The following is a 15,132-nucleotide window of genomic DNA, read 5'->3' as shown; positions in this document are numbered from 1 at the left end:
CTGCATCGGCAGGGACGGCGCGCGGATGAGTGTGATCGGTACCATCTCGGCATGGCGCTGCTGTACCGTGCGGATCTCACTCCCGGCAAGCTCGACCACATCGCCGCCTGGCTGCCCGGCCGGCCCTGGTACGGCGGACCGGCCTCGCCGTCGCTGGAGCGCGTCGCCGCCTGCCGCTTCGACGACCCGGCCGGCGAGGTCGGCGTGGAGACGATCCTCGTGCGCGCCGAGCCCGGCGGCCCGATCTTCCACACCCCGCTGACGTACCGCGGCACCCCCCTCGACGGCGCGGACGCCTGGCTGCTGGGCACCTCCGAGCACTCCGTCCTCGGGCAGCGGTGGATCTACGACGCGGCCGGCGACCCCGTCTACGCCGCCGTCCTGGCCGCGGCGATCCTCACCGGCGGCACCGAGGCCGCGGAGCAGATCTCGACCGACGACGGCCTGATGGCGCGCGCACCGATGATGTCGGTGCGCGGCACCGGGTCGGCCGGGACGCCCGTGCCCGCCGTGACGGCGGTGACGGAGGTGGTCGACGACGACCCGACGCTCGTCACCACCGACGGCCCGGCGCTCGCCCTGGTCCGGGTGCTCGGTGGCGATCGGCCGCACGGCCCCGCGCTGCTGTGGGACGAGCAGGTTCTCGCGGTAATTCGGGACATGTAAAAAGTCCCGAAACCGGTACAGTTCCTGCATGACCGTCGACCGGGCGGTTGCCCCCGCCGCCCTCGGGCGGGCCGTGCTGCTCGGCCGCGGCGCCGTCACGCTCGCCGCCGCCGGCACCGGGCTGCGCCTCGTTGCCGACCCGCGCCCGCTGCTGCTGGCCGCGGCCGTCGTCGCCGCGACGAGCGCCGCCGGCCTCGCCGTGCTCGCCCGCAACCCGTACGTGGTGCGCCACCCCGTGCCGCTGCTCGCCCTCGACGCCGCGGCGGTGCTCGGGGTGCTGGCCGCCGACCCCGGCATCGCGTACTTCTGCGCCGCCGCGGGCGCCTCCGCCCTTGCCGGCGTGGTGCTCGGCGGCCCCGGCACGGTAGTCGGCGCCCTGCACGCCGCCCTCGGGTACGTCGTCGCCGCCCGCGTCCTGGCCGCCAACCCGGCCCACGCCGAGTTCGTCCTCGCGTTCCCGATCGCCTGCGTGCTCGCCGCCGCCGGCGCGGCCGTCGCCACCGCCGCGCTGGCCCGCCACGTCGAGCTGTCCGTGCGCGTGGTCGCCTCCGCGCAGCGCGCCGCCGCGGCCGGCGAGCGCGCCCGCCTGGCCCGCGAACTGCACGACTCGGTGGCCAAGACGCTGCGCGGGGTGTCGTTCGCAGCCCTGGCGCTGCCGCAGAGCCTGCGCCGCCACCCCGACCTGGCCGAGCGCCTCGCCGGCACCGTCAGCGCCGGCGCCGCGGCCGCCGCCCGCGAGGCCCGCGACCTGCTCGACGGCCTGCGCGCCGACGAGCCGGACCGGCCCTTCCGCGACGTCGTCGCCGGGCTGTGCGCCCAGTGGCAGGCCGCCACCGGCGTGCCGGTCGCCGTCGACCTCGCCGCCGTCGAGCCGCCGGTCGCGGTGCGCTACGAGCTGTGCCGCATCCTCCAGGAGGCGCTGCGCAACGCGGCCGCACACGCCGCACCCACCGTGGTCACCGTCCGGTTGAGCGCGGCGGCGGGCCGGGTCGAGCTGCGCGTCACCGACGACGGCCGCGGCTTCGAGCCGGCCGCGCCCGGGGCCGCCGACCGCTACGGCATCCGCGGCATGCGCGAGCGGGCCCGCGCCGCCGGAGGGTCGCTGCGGGTCCTTTCCACCCCCGGCCGCGGTACCGCGGTCGAGGCCGACCTCCCGGCGGCGCTTGCATGATCGGCGTGCTGGTCGTCGACGACAACCCGATCGTCCGCGCCGCGCTGCGCGGCTACCTCGACGCGACCACGGACGTGGAGGTGCTCGGCGAGGCCGCCGACGGCCTCGAGGCGGTCGCCGAGGCCCGCCGCCACGCGCCCGCGGTCACGCTGCTCGACCACCGCATGCCGGTCGCCGACGGGCTGTCGGTCCTGGCCGAGCTGTCCCGGCTGACCTCGGTGCTCGTACTGACCAGCGACCCCGACCCGGCGCTCGTCGCGCGGATGCTGCACGGGGGCGCCCGCGGGTACCTCATCCACGGCGCCTTCACCCCCGGCGAGCTGCACCGGGCGGTCATCGCCGTGGCGGCCGGCTACGGCTGGCTCTCCCCCGCGGCCGTTGCGGTCGCCACGGCGACCATGCGCTCGCGGCCGGTGCTGCGGCCCCGCCCGCGCTACGGGCTCACGCGCCGCGAGCAGGACGTCCTGGACCTGCTGGCCGAGGGCCTGTCCAACGCGGCGATCGCGCACCGGCTGCTGCTGACGGAGAAGACGGTCAAGAACCACCTGCACCGGGCGTACGCCAAGCTCCGCGTCACCAACCGCACCGAGGCCCTGCTGCGCTGGACCGGCCGCACGTGAACGGCCGGCGGATCGGCTGGGCCGGCGTGGCGGTCCTCGTCGCCGCAACGGTCGCGGTCGTACCGCCGCTGGTGCTGCCCCGTTCGTCCGCGCCGCCACCGCCGCCCCCTGCGGCGCCCGGCACCGGCTCGGCCGGGCTCTCGCCGGCGCCCGTGCTCATCACGCTGCACGCGGCGGACGACGCCAACCTGCGCAAGGGCGCGCGGGTCATCGACTGCGCCAGCTGCGACGGGGGCCGGCGCGTCGGGTACATCGGCGGCCCGAACACGCTGGCGATCCGCGTCGCCGGCGTCCCCAGCGCCGGCGAGCGGACCCTCCTCATCGTGTACGAGACCCAGGACCCACGAACCCTGAAGGTCGCCGTCGGCGACGGTCCCGTGCACGTCCTGCCGTCGCTGGCCGGGGCCGGCGACTACCTCATTCCCGCGCGCACCTCCCTCACCGTGTTCGTGCCCGCCGGCACGAGCTGGATCCGGTTCTTCAACGACGCGGGTGACGCACCCGACATCAACCGCATCGAGCTGTACTGATCGCCTAGAAGGTGCCGGCCGTGTTGCACTTGGCCTTCTGGACGATGCAGTTCTTCACCCGGTGCCCCTGGGCGGCGTTGTCCCACGCGAGGAACGCGTCGCCGTGGAACGACGACGCCATGCCCGACGAGAGCGTGAACCCGTCCGCGGTGCCGCTCGTCGGGTAGGCGAGCAGGAACGAGATCGACGGGATCGCGACCGGGTAGGCGCCGCCGCAGGCGCCGTTGTAGGTGTACGCCACATGGGACTTGTGGTCGGGGCTGTCCAGGTGCGTGCCGTCCCAGCAGTCGGGGAAGACCAGCTGGAACATGAGCGTCGCGCCGGGCGCGCACAGCGGCCAGTTGCCGTCGGCGCTGCGCCCGGTCTCCCCGCCCGGCCCGGCGCAGTAGAACTGGTTGACCGAGCCGGCCGGCGTCGCCTGCTGCAGCTTCGCGTTACCGGCGATCATCCGGAACCCCTGCGGGAACGGCACCGTCCCGGTGGGGTCGCTCAGGCGCGAGCCGTAGTACACGACGACGGCCTTCGGCTCGACCGCAACCCCGTGCTCGTACAGCGTCGGCACCCAGTACGCCGACAGGTCCGGCGCCGGCGCGCAGCTCGTGCCGGCGTTGGCGAGCAGCGTGTCGGTCGTCGTGGCGGCGTTGGTGCTGTGGTTGCCCATGAACGTGTGCATGTGCGACGCGCCGGGCAGCCCGGGGAAGACGATGGGGTCGTCCTTGAACGAGTGGCTGTAGGTGCAGGAGGCGTTGAACTCCGAGACCCGCACGGCGTTTGCGGGCGCCGGGTCCATCGGCATCGCCCGGAAGTCGGCGAGCTGCGCGTTCCACTTCGCCGCGTCCACGTTGACCCACCCGGTGGACGACGCCGTGGCGGTCGGCGAGCTCGTCGCGCCCTGGGTGAACGAGAACCAGTTGATGTTGACGAAGTCGCGGGGGCCGGTGCTGTTGCGCATGACGGCGTACACCGTCTGCGCCCCGATCGGGTGGCCCGCGGCGGCGGTGGCCGTGAGCGTCGTCCAGGCCTGCCAGCCGCCGGTCGGGGCGACGGTGACCTGCGCGAGGACCGGCCCGGTGAGCGAGCCGGTGCGCAGCTCGACCGTGCCGGTGCCGCCGGTGCCGGCGGAGGCGACGCGGAAGCCGACGGTGAGCGCGCCGGCGGGGCCGAGGTCGACCCCGTCGTAGCGCATCCAGTCGCCGTCGGCGAGGTAGGCGACGTCCTGCCCGCCGCCGGCGTCGACGGTCGTTTCGAGCTGCACCCCGGACTGGGCGGCGTACGCCTCCGCCTGCACGGTCACCGCCGTGGCGGCATCGGCGGACGTCACCATGGCGGCGGCGACGACCAGGAGCGCGGCCGCCGCCACACCGGCGGCGGCCACGGGGCCTCTGACGTTTGGCACGTGGATCTCCTTACTGCTGCGTGCGCGAACGATGGCGAGGGCGCGCACACGGTACGGCCGATCCGCTGGGCCGAAAGTCCCAGCCCGAGGTCCCAATTTCCGGGCGGTCACCCCTCGGTCACGAAGTCCCCCATCATCGCCATGTCCTCGTGCTCCAGGTTGTGGCAGTGCAGCATGAACGTCCCCGTGTAGTCGGTGAACCGGACCGCCACCTCGAGCGCCTCGGCGGCGCGCAGGTCCACGGTGCCCTTCCAGCCGGCGTCGTACGGCCCCGGCTCCTGCTCGTTGCGCGACAGCACCTGCAAGTGGTTGAGGTGCAGGTGGATCGGGTGGTGGAAGTCGGTGACGAACCGCCACCGCTCCACCTCGCCGAGCCTGGGCCGCGCCAGCGCCCGGCCCGGCCGGTACTCAAGGTCGTTGATCCGCCAGGTGCCGTCCCGCGCCTCGGTGAACTTGAACGTCCGGGTCCGCACGGGCGCGGGCAGGGCGGCCGCGCCGGCGCTGAGCCGGTCCGGGATCGCCGAGTCGTCCCCGCGCCCGCCGCCGGTGACGTCGAAGCGCATGACGTCCCCGCCGTCGCGGTCGACGAGCCGGACGCGGGTGCCCGGCCTGTACCGCCCGAAGTCCACGACCACGTCGAACCGCTCGGCCGGCGCGATCTCGAGCGTGTCGTGCCGCCGCGGCCGGTCCAGCAGCCCGCCGTCGCTGCCGATCTGCACGAAGGCGCCGCCACCGGCCGGCTGCGGGTCGAGCCGGAGCCGGTAGCGCCGCGCGTTGGACGCGTTGAGCACCCGCAGCCGGTACCGCGCCGGGTCGACCTCGTGCACCGGCCACGGCAGCCCGTTGACGAGCACGACGTCGCCGAGGACGCCGCTCATGTACGCCTTGTCCCCCGCCGGATACCGGAACGACCCGTCGGCCTCGAACGCCCGATCGGTGATCATCAACGGCAGCTCCCGCTCCCCCCGAGGCAGCGGCAGCGCGTCCTCCTCGTCGTCGCGCACGAGGTGGAAGCCGGCGAGCCCGCGGTACACGCTGGGCCCGGTGAACCCCATCCGGTGGTCGTGATACCAGAGCGTGGCCGCGCGCTGCTGCATCGGATAGGTGTACGTCCGGCTGCCCGCGCTCACGTCCCCGGTCATCGACGCCATGTCGTGGTGATGCGCGGCCGGCGCGCCCTCCGGCGTGATGAGGTCGATCGGGTAGCCGTCGCTGGCGGCCGGGGTGTGCCCGCCGTGCAGGTGCACCACGACGGGCTCGGGCAGCCGGTTGCGGTGGGTCACCGCCGCCGGCCGCCCCGAGCGGGTCACCACGGTCGGCCCGGGAAAGCTGCCGTTGTACGTCCAGGCGCGCGTCGTCAGCCCCGGCAGGATGCTCAGGTCGGCCTCGCGCTGGACGATCTCGTCGCCGGAGAGCACCGGCGGGATGGTGAGCCGCGCCTGGAACTTCGGCGGCAGCGGCGCCCGGCTGTGCAGCAGCCTGCCGGTCCGCTCGGGTTCCAGGATCGACCACCCGAGCCCGGCGGCGACGAGCCCCGCGGCCCCGACGCCGAGCACGGCCCGCCGCTTCACGCGACCGCTCCGGCCGGCACCGGCTCCTCGGCCCGCGGCCGCGTGCGGGCGGGCAGCGGGGTCTTCCAGGCCCAGGAGGCCATGTGCGTCAGCCCGACCACCATCAGCACCCCGATCGGCACGTGCAGCTCGAGGATCCGGAACATGCCGAGCACCCCCTGCACCGCGATCGCGACGGGCAGCGCGATGCCTTCCTGCAGCACGTTGCGGGGCCGTTCCCGCCGCCCCGGCAGGAACACCAGGACCGTCTGCACCAGCGCGAGCACCACCATCGACATCCCGGTGACGAGATGCCACTGCAGCACCGCGTAGTGCCCGCTCAGGAAGCTTCCGGCGAGGAGCACCTGGAGCGCGGCCAGCGCCGCGAGCAGCCCGGTCGTCCCCCGCAACGCCATATGGACCATTCGTGCGTTCATGACCGCCATGGTTCGCCGAATCCAAGATCGAGTCGTCAGCCCGCGGTCGCGAGCGTGTACGACCGTGGCCGTACGTCACGAATACGACCACGGTCGGACGCGCCCGCCCGGCCGATCGAATACCGTCGGAGCATGAACAGGCAGGCATGGCGGGACGTGGCTCTGGCGGTGGCGGCGGCCCTCGCGGCCGTGGCCGGCGCCGTCACGGCCCCCGCGGCACGGGCCTCGCTGGACACCCGCGGCGTGGTGTTCCTCGTCGCCGCCGGCCTGGTCCTGGTGGCGCGCCGCCGCTACCCCCGCGCGGTCATGGCGGCCGCGTCCGCCTGCCTGCTGGCCTACCTGATCCTGGGTTACCCCGGCGTCGGCCCCGCCCTGCCGGTCCTCATCGCCATCTACGCGACGGTCCGCATCGGCGCGCGGCGCACGGCCGCCGCCGGCATCGGCGCCATCCTGGTCGGCGGCATGACGGGCGAGATCCTGAGCTCGGGCGCCCACCCGCCGGACGTCTTCCAGCGCTGGTTCCTGCTGATCGGCTGGATGGTGGCCGCGGCGGTGCTGGCCGAGGTCGCCCGCCACCGCAAGGCCTACCTGGAGCAGGTGGAGCAGCGCGCCGAGGAGGCCGAGCGCACGCGCGAGGAGACGGCCCGCCGCCGCGCCGACGAGGAGCGCCTGCGCATCGCGCGGGAGCTGCACGACTCGCTGACCCACAGCATCTCCATCATCAAGGTCCAGGCCGGCGTGGCGGTGCACCTGGCCCACAAGCGCGGCGAGCCGGTCCCCGACGCGCTGCTGGCCATCCAGCACGCCAGCGGCGACGCGATGCGCGAGCTGCGCAACACCCTCGAGGTCCTGCGCACCGACCCCGGACCCGCCCCGAGCGCCGGCGACGGCCCGGACTCGGCCTGTCTGGCCCGCCTGGAGCACCTGGTCGACGGCGCGCGGCTGTCCGGCCTGGCGGTGACGGTCCAGATCGACGGCCACACCCGGCCGCTGCCCGAGGACGTCGACGCCACGGCCTACCGGATCGTCCAGGAGTCGCTCACCAACGCCGCCCGCCACGCCGGCCCGGCGACGGCGACGGTCCGCGTCGAGTACGGCGACGAGGCGCTGACGCTGCGCATCGACGACGACGGCCGCGGCAGCGCCGAGCTCGTCCCCGGCGTCGGCCTGACCGGCATGCGCGAGCGCGTCACCGCGCTGGGCGGGACCCTGACCACCGGCCCGCGCCCCGGCGGCGGCTTCTCCGTCCACGCCGAGCTCCCCCTGGCGACGGTGCGCGCATGACCGCCCCGATCCGCGTCCTGCTCGTCGACGACCAGGCCCTCATCCGGGCCGGGTTCCGGGCGCTGCTCGGCGCCGAGGAGGACATCGAGGTGGTGGCCGAGGGCAGCGACGGCGCGCAGGCCGTCACGCTCGCCGCCGAGCACCGCCCCGACGTGGTGCTGCTCGACATCCAGATGCCCGGCGTCGACGGGATCGAGGCCACCCGGCGCATCGCGGGCGACCCGTCGCTCGACGGCGTGCACGTGGTCATCCTGACGAACTACGGTTTGGACGAGTACGTCTACGCGGCGCTGCGCGCGGGCGCCGCCGGTTTCCTCGTCAAGGACACCGAGCCGGCCGACCTCCTCTACGGCGTCCGGGTCGCCGCCCGCGGCGACGCGCTGCTGTCGCCCGCGATCACGCGCCGCCTCATCGGCGAGTTCGTCGCCCGCCCACCACGCGGCCCGCTGCACGGCGCCGTGAACGCGCTGACCAACCGGGAGCGCGAGGTGGTGGCGCTGGCCGCGCGGGGCCTGTCCAACGACGAGATCGCCGAGCGCATGGTCATCAGCCTCGCCACCGCCAAGACCCACGTCAGCCGCGCCATGACGAAGCTGCACGCCCGCGACCGCGCCCAGCTGGTCGTGTTCGCCTACGAGTCAGGCCTCGTCACCGCCTGACCACCCGCCGTCCGCACCACCCGAGCCGGCGTGACGATGTGGTGCGCGCCCTCGCCGCGACGCCGTCAGCTCGGCAGGATGTCACCATGTTTGCGGGCGCCTGCGCGGTCAGTCCATCCCGGCGTGGCCGCGGGGCGTCTCCTCCTCCTCGACGCGCTCCGGACCGCCCTGCTCGTCCTCATCGATGCTCGTCTCGTCGTGCTCTCCGGCGAAGTCACCCTCCCCGGCGGCGTCGAAGTCATTGTCGAAGGCATCCCGTCCGGTGTCGTTGTCACCCATGAGCACGGCTTACCCGCGGTCCGGACCGTTATTCACGGCTGCCACTCGGCCTGCGGAAGCGTCGACTGTGCGGCGCCGCCGTGCGCTGCACGAACTCGCGGCAGGCATCGCACCGGTGAATCAGATGGGCGGGTGTGGGCGGCGGTGGGATGTCCGTGAGCGGCGGGCTCGCGGTCCGGCGCCGGGCGGTCGATACAACCGGTGTGTGACAGTTGCCGCCGAGCCGGACAGGTAGGGGGTATGAACCGAGAAGGAGTACCAGGATGAGCGGAGCCGATCCCCGCGCACGCGAGGAGCGCTTCCGTTCCCTGCACCGCGGCACCTATGCCGACCTGCTGCGCTTCGTCGAGCGCAGGGTGCCGGTCAGCGAGGCCGAAGACGTCGTGTCGGCGGTCTTCCTCACGGCGTGGCGCCGCTTCGACGAGGTGCCCGCCGATGCCCGGCCGTGGCTGTTCGCGGTGGCGCGCAACTTGATGGCGAACCGGGCCCGCAGCTGGCTACGGCGCCGGGCGCTGGACGTACGGCTGGAATCGCTTGAGGCTGGCGAGCACGCAGACGACTCCGCCGGCGCGGCGGTCCGCATCGACCTGGAACGCGCCTGGCGTGCGATGACCGCGGCTGACCGCGAGGTTCTCGCGCTGATCGCATTCGACGGTCTGACCGCCGAACAGGCCGCCACAGTGCTGGGCTGCCGCCGCTCGACCTTCGCCATGCGACTCAGCCGAGCCCGCGCACGCCTGCAGGCAGCCCTCGAACCGGCCGGACCGCACACCCGCTCATCCTCCCGCCCCCACGCCCTCAAGGAGCAGTCGTGGACACGATCATGAAGGACCTGCAGCAGCTGGCCGTTCTCGATCCGGCGCGCGGACGCATGCCCACCGATATGCAGTGGGCCCGCTCGCAAGCGTTCATCGAGCGAGTGATCGCCGGCGAGGTCACCGGCAGGCCGGCTCACCAGCCGTTGCAGCGCCGGCTGCTGATCGGGGTCACCGCCGCGGTGGCGGCGGGTGGCGCCGCCGCCGTGGCCGTGCCCGCGCTCCTGCCGGGCGCGGCCGACAAGGCGGTCGCCTCCTGGACGGCCGTGCCCAGTGCACGCACCGGTGAGCAGGTGCTGCCACAGGCGCGGGCGTGCGCCGGCAACGACGTGGGTGGCAGCTCCTCGACGGTACAGCCGTCGGACGTGCTCCTCGCCGAGCAGCGTGGCGTCGCAACACTGCTCATCATGCGCAAGAGCAGCGGCACCACCGTCGAATGCCTCAGCGTCGGCGACGACACGCTCGCCTCGATGGGGCTGGCCGACAACCGCCCGCGGCCGGCCCCGCCCGCCGGCGTCGCGACCCTGGAGACGATGAGCTCCCTCGGCGACGGCGACAGCATGTGGTCGAACATCGTCGGCCGGGTCGGCCCGGGAGTCACCGGCGTGGAGGTCCGCCTCGACAACGGCCGGATCGTCCAGGCCAGCGTGCAGGCCGGCTGGTGGGCAGCCTGGTGGCCGGGCCCCGAAGGCGGCGAGGCCGAGGACCACTTCACCGTGACCGTGCACACCGCCGACGCGACGACCGGCTACCGCCCCTCCCAACTGCCGCGATGATCCGATCCGGCCGCGGCGGCCGGCGGGACCGCCGCGGCCGGCCGTTACCAGGTCCGCCACTACGACGCCTGGTACGCCCACATCACCCTGGCCACGCTCGCCGCCGCGTTCCTGGCCGCCACTCGCGGCCTCGCAGCCGGCGCCGGTCCGGTACCTGCTGCAGCCGGTTGAGCCGCGACGATGCCTTCGACAACGGATCGGTGGCCACCGCATCCGCATCCGTCACGATGTCAGCGGATCTCGGGAAGGTCCCGGAGCTGTCTGCGTGAGGTGAGGCCGAGCTTGCGGAAGATGTTGCGCAGGTGTGCGTCGACGGTGCGTGGGCTGAGAAACAGTCGGGCGGCGACCTCTTTCGAGGTCGCGCCGTCGGCGACGAGGCGCGCGATGTGTACCTCCTGCAGGGTGAGCTGGTCGCTCGCCGGCGACGTGCGGCTGCGGGTGTGCTCGCCCGTGGCGCGTAGCTCGCCGGCGGCGCGGTCGGCGAACGCTTCCGCGCCGATGTCGGTCAGGAGGTCGTACGCGTGGCGCAGCCGCTCGCGGGCGTCGCGCCGCCGTCCCTGCCGCCGCATCCATTCCCCGTAGAGCAGGTGCGCCCGGGCGCGGTAGACGACGGCGGTGCAGCCGTCGAGGTGCTCGACCGCCTCGCGGTGGTCGTCCTCGTCGTCGGTGACCAGCGCCCTGGCGTACGCTTCGACGCCCAGGCCCCAGGCGGCGCCGCTGGCCCGGGTACGCTCGGCCAGCGACTTCAGTGCCGCTGCGGCCAGGTCGTGCTCGCCGCAGCGGACAGCTGCTTCGACCAGCTCGGGAAGCGCCAGCCCGCTGACGCCGAGGTCGTCGTGGGCAACGGCCTGCCTTGCCGCTCGTAGCGCGGCTGGATAGTCGGCGAGGCCGTTGTACAGGACGGCTTCCGCCAGGTAGACGCTGAGACTCATGCGCTGGCCCGCCGCGCGCACAGACTCGAACAGTGTCGTGGCTTCCTGCCTGCGCCCCATCGCGGCGGCCAGGTAGAGGCGGGGGTAGACGAGCGGGGCTGCGCCCGTGGCCTCGGCGATCGACTCCTCCTCCGAGATCATCTCCATGGCCGCGCCGAAGGCGCCTGCCTGCACCGATACGGTGGCCTGCATGGCCAGCCCGATGGGCAGCAGATGGAACGAGCCGGACTCGCGACCCCTCTCGACGGTGCGGTGGGCGATGCCGGCGAGTGCGTCGAAGTCCCACAGTTCGGTCGACAGCAGGAACCCCAGCGACGGGCGCTGCGCCCACACTTCGTCGTCGATCTCGGCGATCAGCGGCCCTAACACCGGGGCCGCCGATTGATGCCCCTCGGTGATCAGCCGGACGAGGCCGTCGAGGGCCGCGTCGGCGGTGGACGGCGGCTGTGGTGCCGGCGGAGCGGTGCGGGCCGAATCCGCGATCGCGGCGACGCCGCCGATCAGGATGCCCATCTCCAGCGCGTCAAGATAGCAGGCGCGTGACCACCGGGGATCCGAGCCGGCCAGGCGGTCGGCCGCGCGGAGTATGTGTGTCGGGGCCCCTTCGCCACCCCGGTAGCGCACAAAGGAGATCCGGCCGCGCAGCAGGTCGAGCCGCGCGCGTTGCCGCTGGTCCGGGGAACCGCCGTCCACGGCGGTGAGCAGCTCGGCGGCCACGTCGAAGGCGCCGACCGCGAGTTTTGCCTCGGCCGCGGCGAGCGTCCGCTCCACGCGTCGGTCCGGGTGGAGCGACAACGCCGCGGATCGTTCGAGGAAGGCCGACGCGGCTGCCACTCCGCCGCGGCGCTGCGCCCGGGTCGCCGACTGTTCGAGCTCGGCGGCGACGTCCTCGTCGGGGCCGGCACTGGCCTGGGCGTGGTGCCAGGCCAGCCGATCGGGATCCGCCACCGGGTCGGTGGCCGCGGCCAGGGCGTGATGCGCCTGCCGGCGTTCATCGAGACTGGCGGCGCGGTACGCCGCCGACCGAGCCAGCGGGTGACAGAACCGCACGCGGGTGCCGAACTCGACCAGACCGGAGGACTCCGCGTACCCGGCACTCGTCCTGTCCAGGCCGATGAGCTCGGTGGCTCGCCAGAGCAGGGCCGGATCGCCGACCGGCTCGGCGGCGGCAAGCACCAGCAACTGCCGCGCCGCCTCGGGCAAGCGCTCCAGGCGGGCCTGGAAGCTCTCCTCGATTCGGCTCGACACCGGTACTGCGTCGGGCAATGCGAACCCGCCCGCCATCCCCGTCAGCCCGGCGCTGCGCGGCAGTTCCAACAGGGCGAGAGGATTGCCGCGCGCCTCGCCCAGGATGCGGTCGCGGACGCGCTCGTCGAGCGGAGCGCGCACCTCCGCGGCCAGCAACGCGCGCGCCTCGGGCTCGCTCAGCCCCTCGACGGTCAGGCCGGGCAGGCCGGCAAGCTCAGGCGGGGTGCCGGGCTCGCGTACGGCGAACACCACGGCCACCCGCTCCGCGGCCACCCGGCGGGCGAGGAAGGCCAGTGCTGCGGCCGAAGCGCCGTCCAGCCACTGGGCGTCGTCGACCACGCAGAGGAGCGGAAGTTCCTGCAGCGACTCGGCCAGCAGCCCCAAGGTGGCGATACCGATTAGAAAGGGATCGGGTGTGCCGGTATCCAGGCCGAACGCGATCTCCAAGGCCTTGCGGTGCCGCGCCGGCAACGCCGGAAGATGGCCGAGGACCGGCGCGCACAGGTGGTGCAGGGCGGCGAACGGCAACTCCATCTCGAACTGCGCGCCAGAGGCATTCGTGACGCGGAACCCGGACGCGGCCTCCCGCACATGGGCCAGCAGCGCCGACTTGCCGATGCCGGGCTCGCCACGAACGACCAGGACACCGCCCCGCCCCTGCCGCGCCTCGTCGACCAAGGCGCCGAGGCGCCGGATCTCCCGTGCCCGGCCGACCAGAGGTGAAGGTGCATCTGAACGCATGGTCCAGCATGGCACAACCACGCCCGTCCCGGCCGTGTCCGGCCTCACCGCAGCGCCCATCGAATGCGTGTTCGCGTCAGCGACGGTCGCCGAATTCGCGCTGCCAGACGCCGTGAACGGTCGCCGAACTCGAACAGCCACCAGGCGATCCGGCCGCTGGCGGTCCCGGCGACCGCGCAGCGCCCGTCGTGCTGAGCACGTCGATCGTCGACTTCGGCGGCCCACCGGGCCCGTTGCCGGCGACCACGATCACGGTGCGTCGTGGTCGCCGTGCACCACGTCGGGCGGTGCGGGCGTGGGCGGTGGCTCGCTCACGCGTCGTCCGGTGTTGTGCTGAGGTTGCGAGGGATCGCCGTTGGTGCTCAGTCCCAGAGGCTGAGCGCGACGACGAACGTGATCACGGGGATCAGCAGCCACGGTTCGGCGAGGATCAGCAACCCGGTGAACGCGACGGCGGACCAGGCCAGGCCCTTGGCGATCCGGCGCTTCAGCTTCCGCCTGCCGGTGCGGGCCGGCGCGGCCACCGCGACTGTGTCGGTCGGTGCATGGATGGACATGGCGACTCCTCAGTCGGATGCGTTCTCGGCGGCCGTGCGGAGGTCTTCGAGCCAGGATGCAAGGGATGTGTCGAGGGCGTTGCGCAGGTTCTCCCGGTCGGCGTGGACCGGTTCGCCGTCCCAGGACTCGGCGGTACGGACGACGGTGGTGTCGCCGTCGGCGGTGAACGTCCACTCGTGGATGCCGGTGATGCCGTGTGCCGGGCCGCCCCACAGGATGCGGTGCGGGGCGTCGACCGCGTACACCGTGGAGGCGATGGACAGCCCGGCGGTGCTCCAGCGGAACGTGGCTCCGGGTTCGAGCGGGCCGTCGGCGCGAGCCGTGTCGATGTCGTTCTGCCAGGTGGTCCAGTCGTTGACGTTGGTGTGCAGCCGCCACACCCGGTCGATCGGTGCGTCGATGCGGACCTCGCGGCGGACCACCACGGCGGCTTGCTCGTCGATCTCAGTGATCATGTTCATCCTTGCAGGTCGGTGTTGGGAATTGGGGAGCTGCGGATGCCGGCCGGGACGGCGGGCCTCAGCATCGCCCGCTGCCCCTCACGCTCCCAGGAGGCCGGTCACGCCCGCGTCGGTAGCCATCACCTATCCGGCCGCCGCGATACGTACGTCATGTCGACCGGCAGCGTCGGCGATACGCCACACACCTGGGTGCGGCTGCGGTGGCTGCTGGCTCGGTACGCCGCACCGGGATGTCCGAGTACGACCACTCGGCTACCGCCACTCGAAATACTCGCGGCGGATCCGCCGGGAGGGGATGCCGGCTCGGCGAAGCTCTCGCTGGAACATGCACACCATCCCTTGCGGGCCGCACAGGAACACGGACAGCTCACGGGGCCGACCTCCCGAGGCGGCCAGGACGGCCCGTGGCCGTAGCGTCCAGAAGCCCGTGCACGAACCCGGCCGCAACGAACAGGCCGGTCAGCCGTTGGACCGCACGCCAGCGTTCGTATCCGCCCAACCACCGGCGCAGGTGCCGGATCCCCCCGACGTCGCGGATCCGCAGGACGAAGCGGTGCAGCGGTGCGGGGACGAACGTGCGCCAGCGTGGGAGTACTGACCACACCGCGAGTGCGGACAGGCCGAACGTGCCGCCGAGTGCCAGTGCACGCCCCGTGGTGTGGCCGGCCGGGGTGGACGTCAGGAGCGCGTGGGGTACGACCAGCGCGATGCCGGCAAGGGCAAGGCCGCGGTGCCAGATTGCGGCGTGGTCGATACCGGCGAACCATTGCTCTACCCACGGCAGGGCGCTGATCAGGACGAGGGCGACCGACAACAGGAGCATCGACTCCGCACCCAGGAGCTGCCCCAGATAGACCCAGGTCGGCTCGCCGGCTGGCTTGGCCACCCACCAGGTCGCGGCGTATGCGACGGCAAGCAGCAGCACCGTGGCGGGCCCGGCCTGGTGGGCGGTGAGCCGCCCACCAGGCCGTGTGGATCGGGCACGGGCCGCAGCCGCGTGGCTCATCGG

16 protein-coding genes and 1 pseudogene are annotated in these 15,132 nt (G+C 73.6%); 9 read left to right on the top strand and 8 right to left on the bottom strand.

Annotation, left to right across the window (positions count from 1 at the left end):
• The first annotated feature begins 51 nt into the window (after positions 1-51).
• The 4 genes from ACQEVU_RS15340 to ACQEVU_RS15325 are packed head-to-tail and all read left to right on the top strand — an operon-like array spanning position 52 to position 2,987.
• Entirely contained in the window at positions 52-666 is a 615-nt protein-coding gene (locus ACQEVU_RS15340) for a CG0192-related protein (RefSeq protein WP_433323866.1), read from the top strand.
• A 28-nt stretch (positions 667-694) separates the two neighbouring features.
• Positions 695-1,837 carry a sensor histidine kinase gene (locus ACQEVU_RS15335; protein WP_433323864.1) on the top strand — a complete coding sequence of 381 codons (1,143 nt, stop codon included), beginning with the start codon at positions 695-697 and terminating at the stop codon, positions 1,835-1,837.
• A complete protein-coding gene (locus tag ACQEVU_RS15330; RefSeq protein WP_433323862.1) occupies positions 1,834-2,457 on the top strand; it encodes a response regulator transcription factor in 624 nt (207 codons plus the stop codon). The genes ACQEVU_RS15335 and ACQEVU_RS15330 overlap by 4 nt, the downstream gene beginning before the upstream one ends.
• Complete coding sequence (locus ACQEVU_RS15325; RefSeq protein WP_433323860.1) at positions 2,454-2,987, top strand: hypothetical protein; 534 nt, start codon at positions 2,454-2,456, stop codon at positions 2,985-2,987. The genes ACQEVU_RS15330 and ACQEVU_RS15325 overlap by 4 nt, the downstream gene beginning before the upstream one ends.
• A gap of 4 nt (positions 2,988-2,991) precedes the next feature.
• Here ACQEVU_RS15325 and ACQEVU_RS15320 read toward each other — a convergent pair whose 3' ends face one another.
• The 3 genes from ACQEVU_RS15320 to ACQEVU_RS15310 form a co-directional block, all read right to left on the bottom strand.
• Entirely contained in the window at positions 2,992-4,383 is a 1,392-nt protein-coding gene (locus ACQEVU_RS15320) for a DUF1996 domain-containing protein (protein ID WP_433323858.1), read from the bottom strand.
• Positions 4,384-4,490: 107 nt separating this feature from the next.
• Positions 4,491-5,954 (bottom strand): multicopper oxidase family protein, encoded by a 1,464-nt coding sequence (locus ACQEVU_RS15315; RefSeq protein ID WP_433323856.1) that lies wholly within the window; start codon positions 5,952-5,954, stop codon positions 4,491-4,493.
• The gene (locus ACQEVU_RS15310) at positions 5,951-6,370 is read right to left on the bottom strand and encodes a hypothetical protein (RefSeq protein ID WP_433323854.1); all 420 of its coding nucleotides are present in this window, start codon (positions 6,368-6,370) and stop codon (positions 5,951-5,953) included. The genes ACQEVU_RS15315 and ACQEVU_RS15310 overlap by 4 nt, the downstream gene beginning before the upstream one ends.
• A 132-nt stretch (positions 6,371-6,502) precedes the next feature.
• Here ACQEVU_RS15310 and ACQEVU_RS15305 point away from each other — a divergent pair, with 132 nt between their 5' ends.
• Together ACQEVU_RS15305 and ACQEVU_RS15300 are read left to right on the top strand one after the other, a co-directional pair.
• Positions 6,503-7,654 carry a sensor histidine kinase gene (locus ACQEVU_RS15305; protein WP_433323852.1) on the top strand — a complete coding sequence of 384 codons (1,152 nt, stop codon included), beginning with the start codon at positions 6,503-6,505 and terminating at the stop codon, positions 7,652-7,654.
• The gene (locus tag ACQEVU_RS15300; protein WP_433323850.1) at positions 7,651-8,313 is read left to right on the top strand and encodes a response regulator; all 663 of its coding nucleotides are present in this window, start codon (positions 7,651-7,653) and stop codon (positions 8,311-8,313) included. The genes ACQEVU_RS15305 and ACQEVU_RS15300 overlap by 4 nt, the downstream gene beginning before the upstream one ends.
• 108 nt (positions 8,314-8,421) lie before the next feature.
• On the opposite strand, the gene ACQEVU_RS15295 is transcribed toward ACQEVU_RS15300, so the two are convergent.
• On the bottom strand, positions 8,422-8,592 hold the full coding sequence (locus ACQEVU_RS15295; RefSeq protein WP_433323848.1) for a hypothetical protein: 171 nt from the start codon (positions 8,590-8,592) through the stop codon (positions 8,422-8,424).
• A gap of 263 nt (positions 8,593-8,855) precedes the next feature.
• Between ACQEVU_RS15295 and ACQEVU_RS15290 the strand changes: the two genes are divergently transcribed.
• The 3 genes and pseudogenes from ACQEVU_RS15290 to ACQEVU_RS15280 form a co-directional block, all read left to right on the top strand.
• The gene (locus ACQEVU_RS15290; protein ID WP_433323846.1) at positions 8,856-9,419 is read left to right on the top strand and encodes an RNA polymerase sigma factor; all 564 of its coding nucleotides are present in this window, start codon (positions 8,856-8,858) and stop codon (positions 9,417-9,419) included.
• Positions 9,404-10,183, top strand: a complete 780-nt coding sequence (locus ACQEVU_RS15285) for a hypothetical protein (RefSeq protein WP_433323844.1) — start codon at positions 9,404-9,406, stop codon at positions 10,181-10,183. The genes ACQEVU_RS15290 and ACQEVU_RS15285 overlap by 16 nt, the downstream gene beginning before the upstream one ends.
• A gap of 42 nt (positions 10,184-10,225) precedes the next feature.
• Positions 10,226-10,354: pseudogene (locus tag ACQEVU_RS15280) on the top strand (IS701 family transposase); the annotation flags it as partial.
• Between the two features lie 59 nt (positions 10,355-10,413).
• Here the strand turns inward: ACQEVU_RS15280 and ACQEVU_RS15275 are convergent.
• The 4 genes from ACQEVU_RS15275 to ACQEVU_RS15260 all read right to left on the bottom strand — a co-directional run bounded on the left by ACQEVU_RS15275 (position 10,414) and on the right by ACQEVU_RS15260 (position 15,129).
• The gene (locus tag ACQEVU_RS15275) at positions 10,414-13,104 is read right to left on the bottom strand and encodes an ATP-binding protein (protein WP_433334946.1); all 2,691 of its coding nucleotides are present in this window, start codon (positions 13,102-13,104) and stop codon (positions 10,414-10,416) included.
• Between the two features lie 362 nt (positions 13,105-13,466).
• A complete protein-coding gene (locus ACQEVU_RS15270) occupies positions 13,467-13,661 on the bottom strand; it encodes a hypothetical protein (RefSeq protein WP_433323842.1) in 195 nt (64 codons plus the stop codon).
• Positions 13,662-13,670: 9 nt separating this feature from the next.
• A complete protein-coding gene (locus ACQEVU_RS15265; protein ID WP_433323840.1) occupies positions 13,671-14,117 on the bottom strand; it encodes an SRPBCC family protein in 447 nt (148 codons plus the stop codon).
• 373 nt (positions 14,118-14,490) lie between these two features.
• Positions 14,491-15,129, bottom strand: a complete 639-nt coding sequence (locus tag ACQEVU_RS15260; protein ID WP_433323838.1) for a hypothetical protein — start codon at positions 15,127-15,129, stop codon at positions 14,491-14,493.
• Between the last annotated feature and the right edge of the window lie 3 nt (positions 15,130-15,132).

The sequence above is a fragment of the Dactylosporangium sp. CA-139066 genome (genome assembly GCF_050936175.1).
Taxonomy (GTDB): Bacteria; Actinomycetota; Actinomycetes; order Mycobacteriales; family Micromonosporaceae; genus Dactylosporangium.
This window is presented reverse-complemented; position numbering and strand designations above follow the sequence as displayed.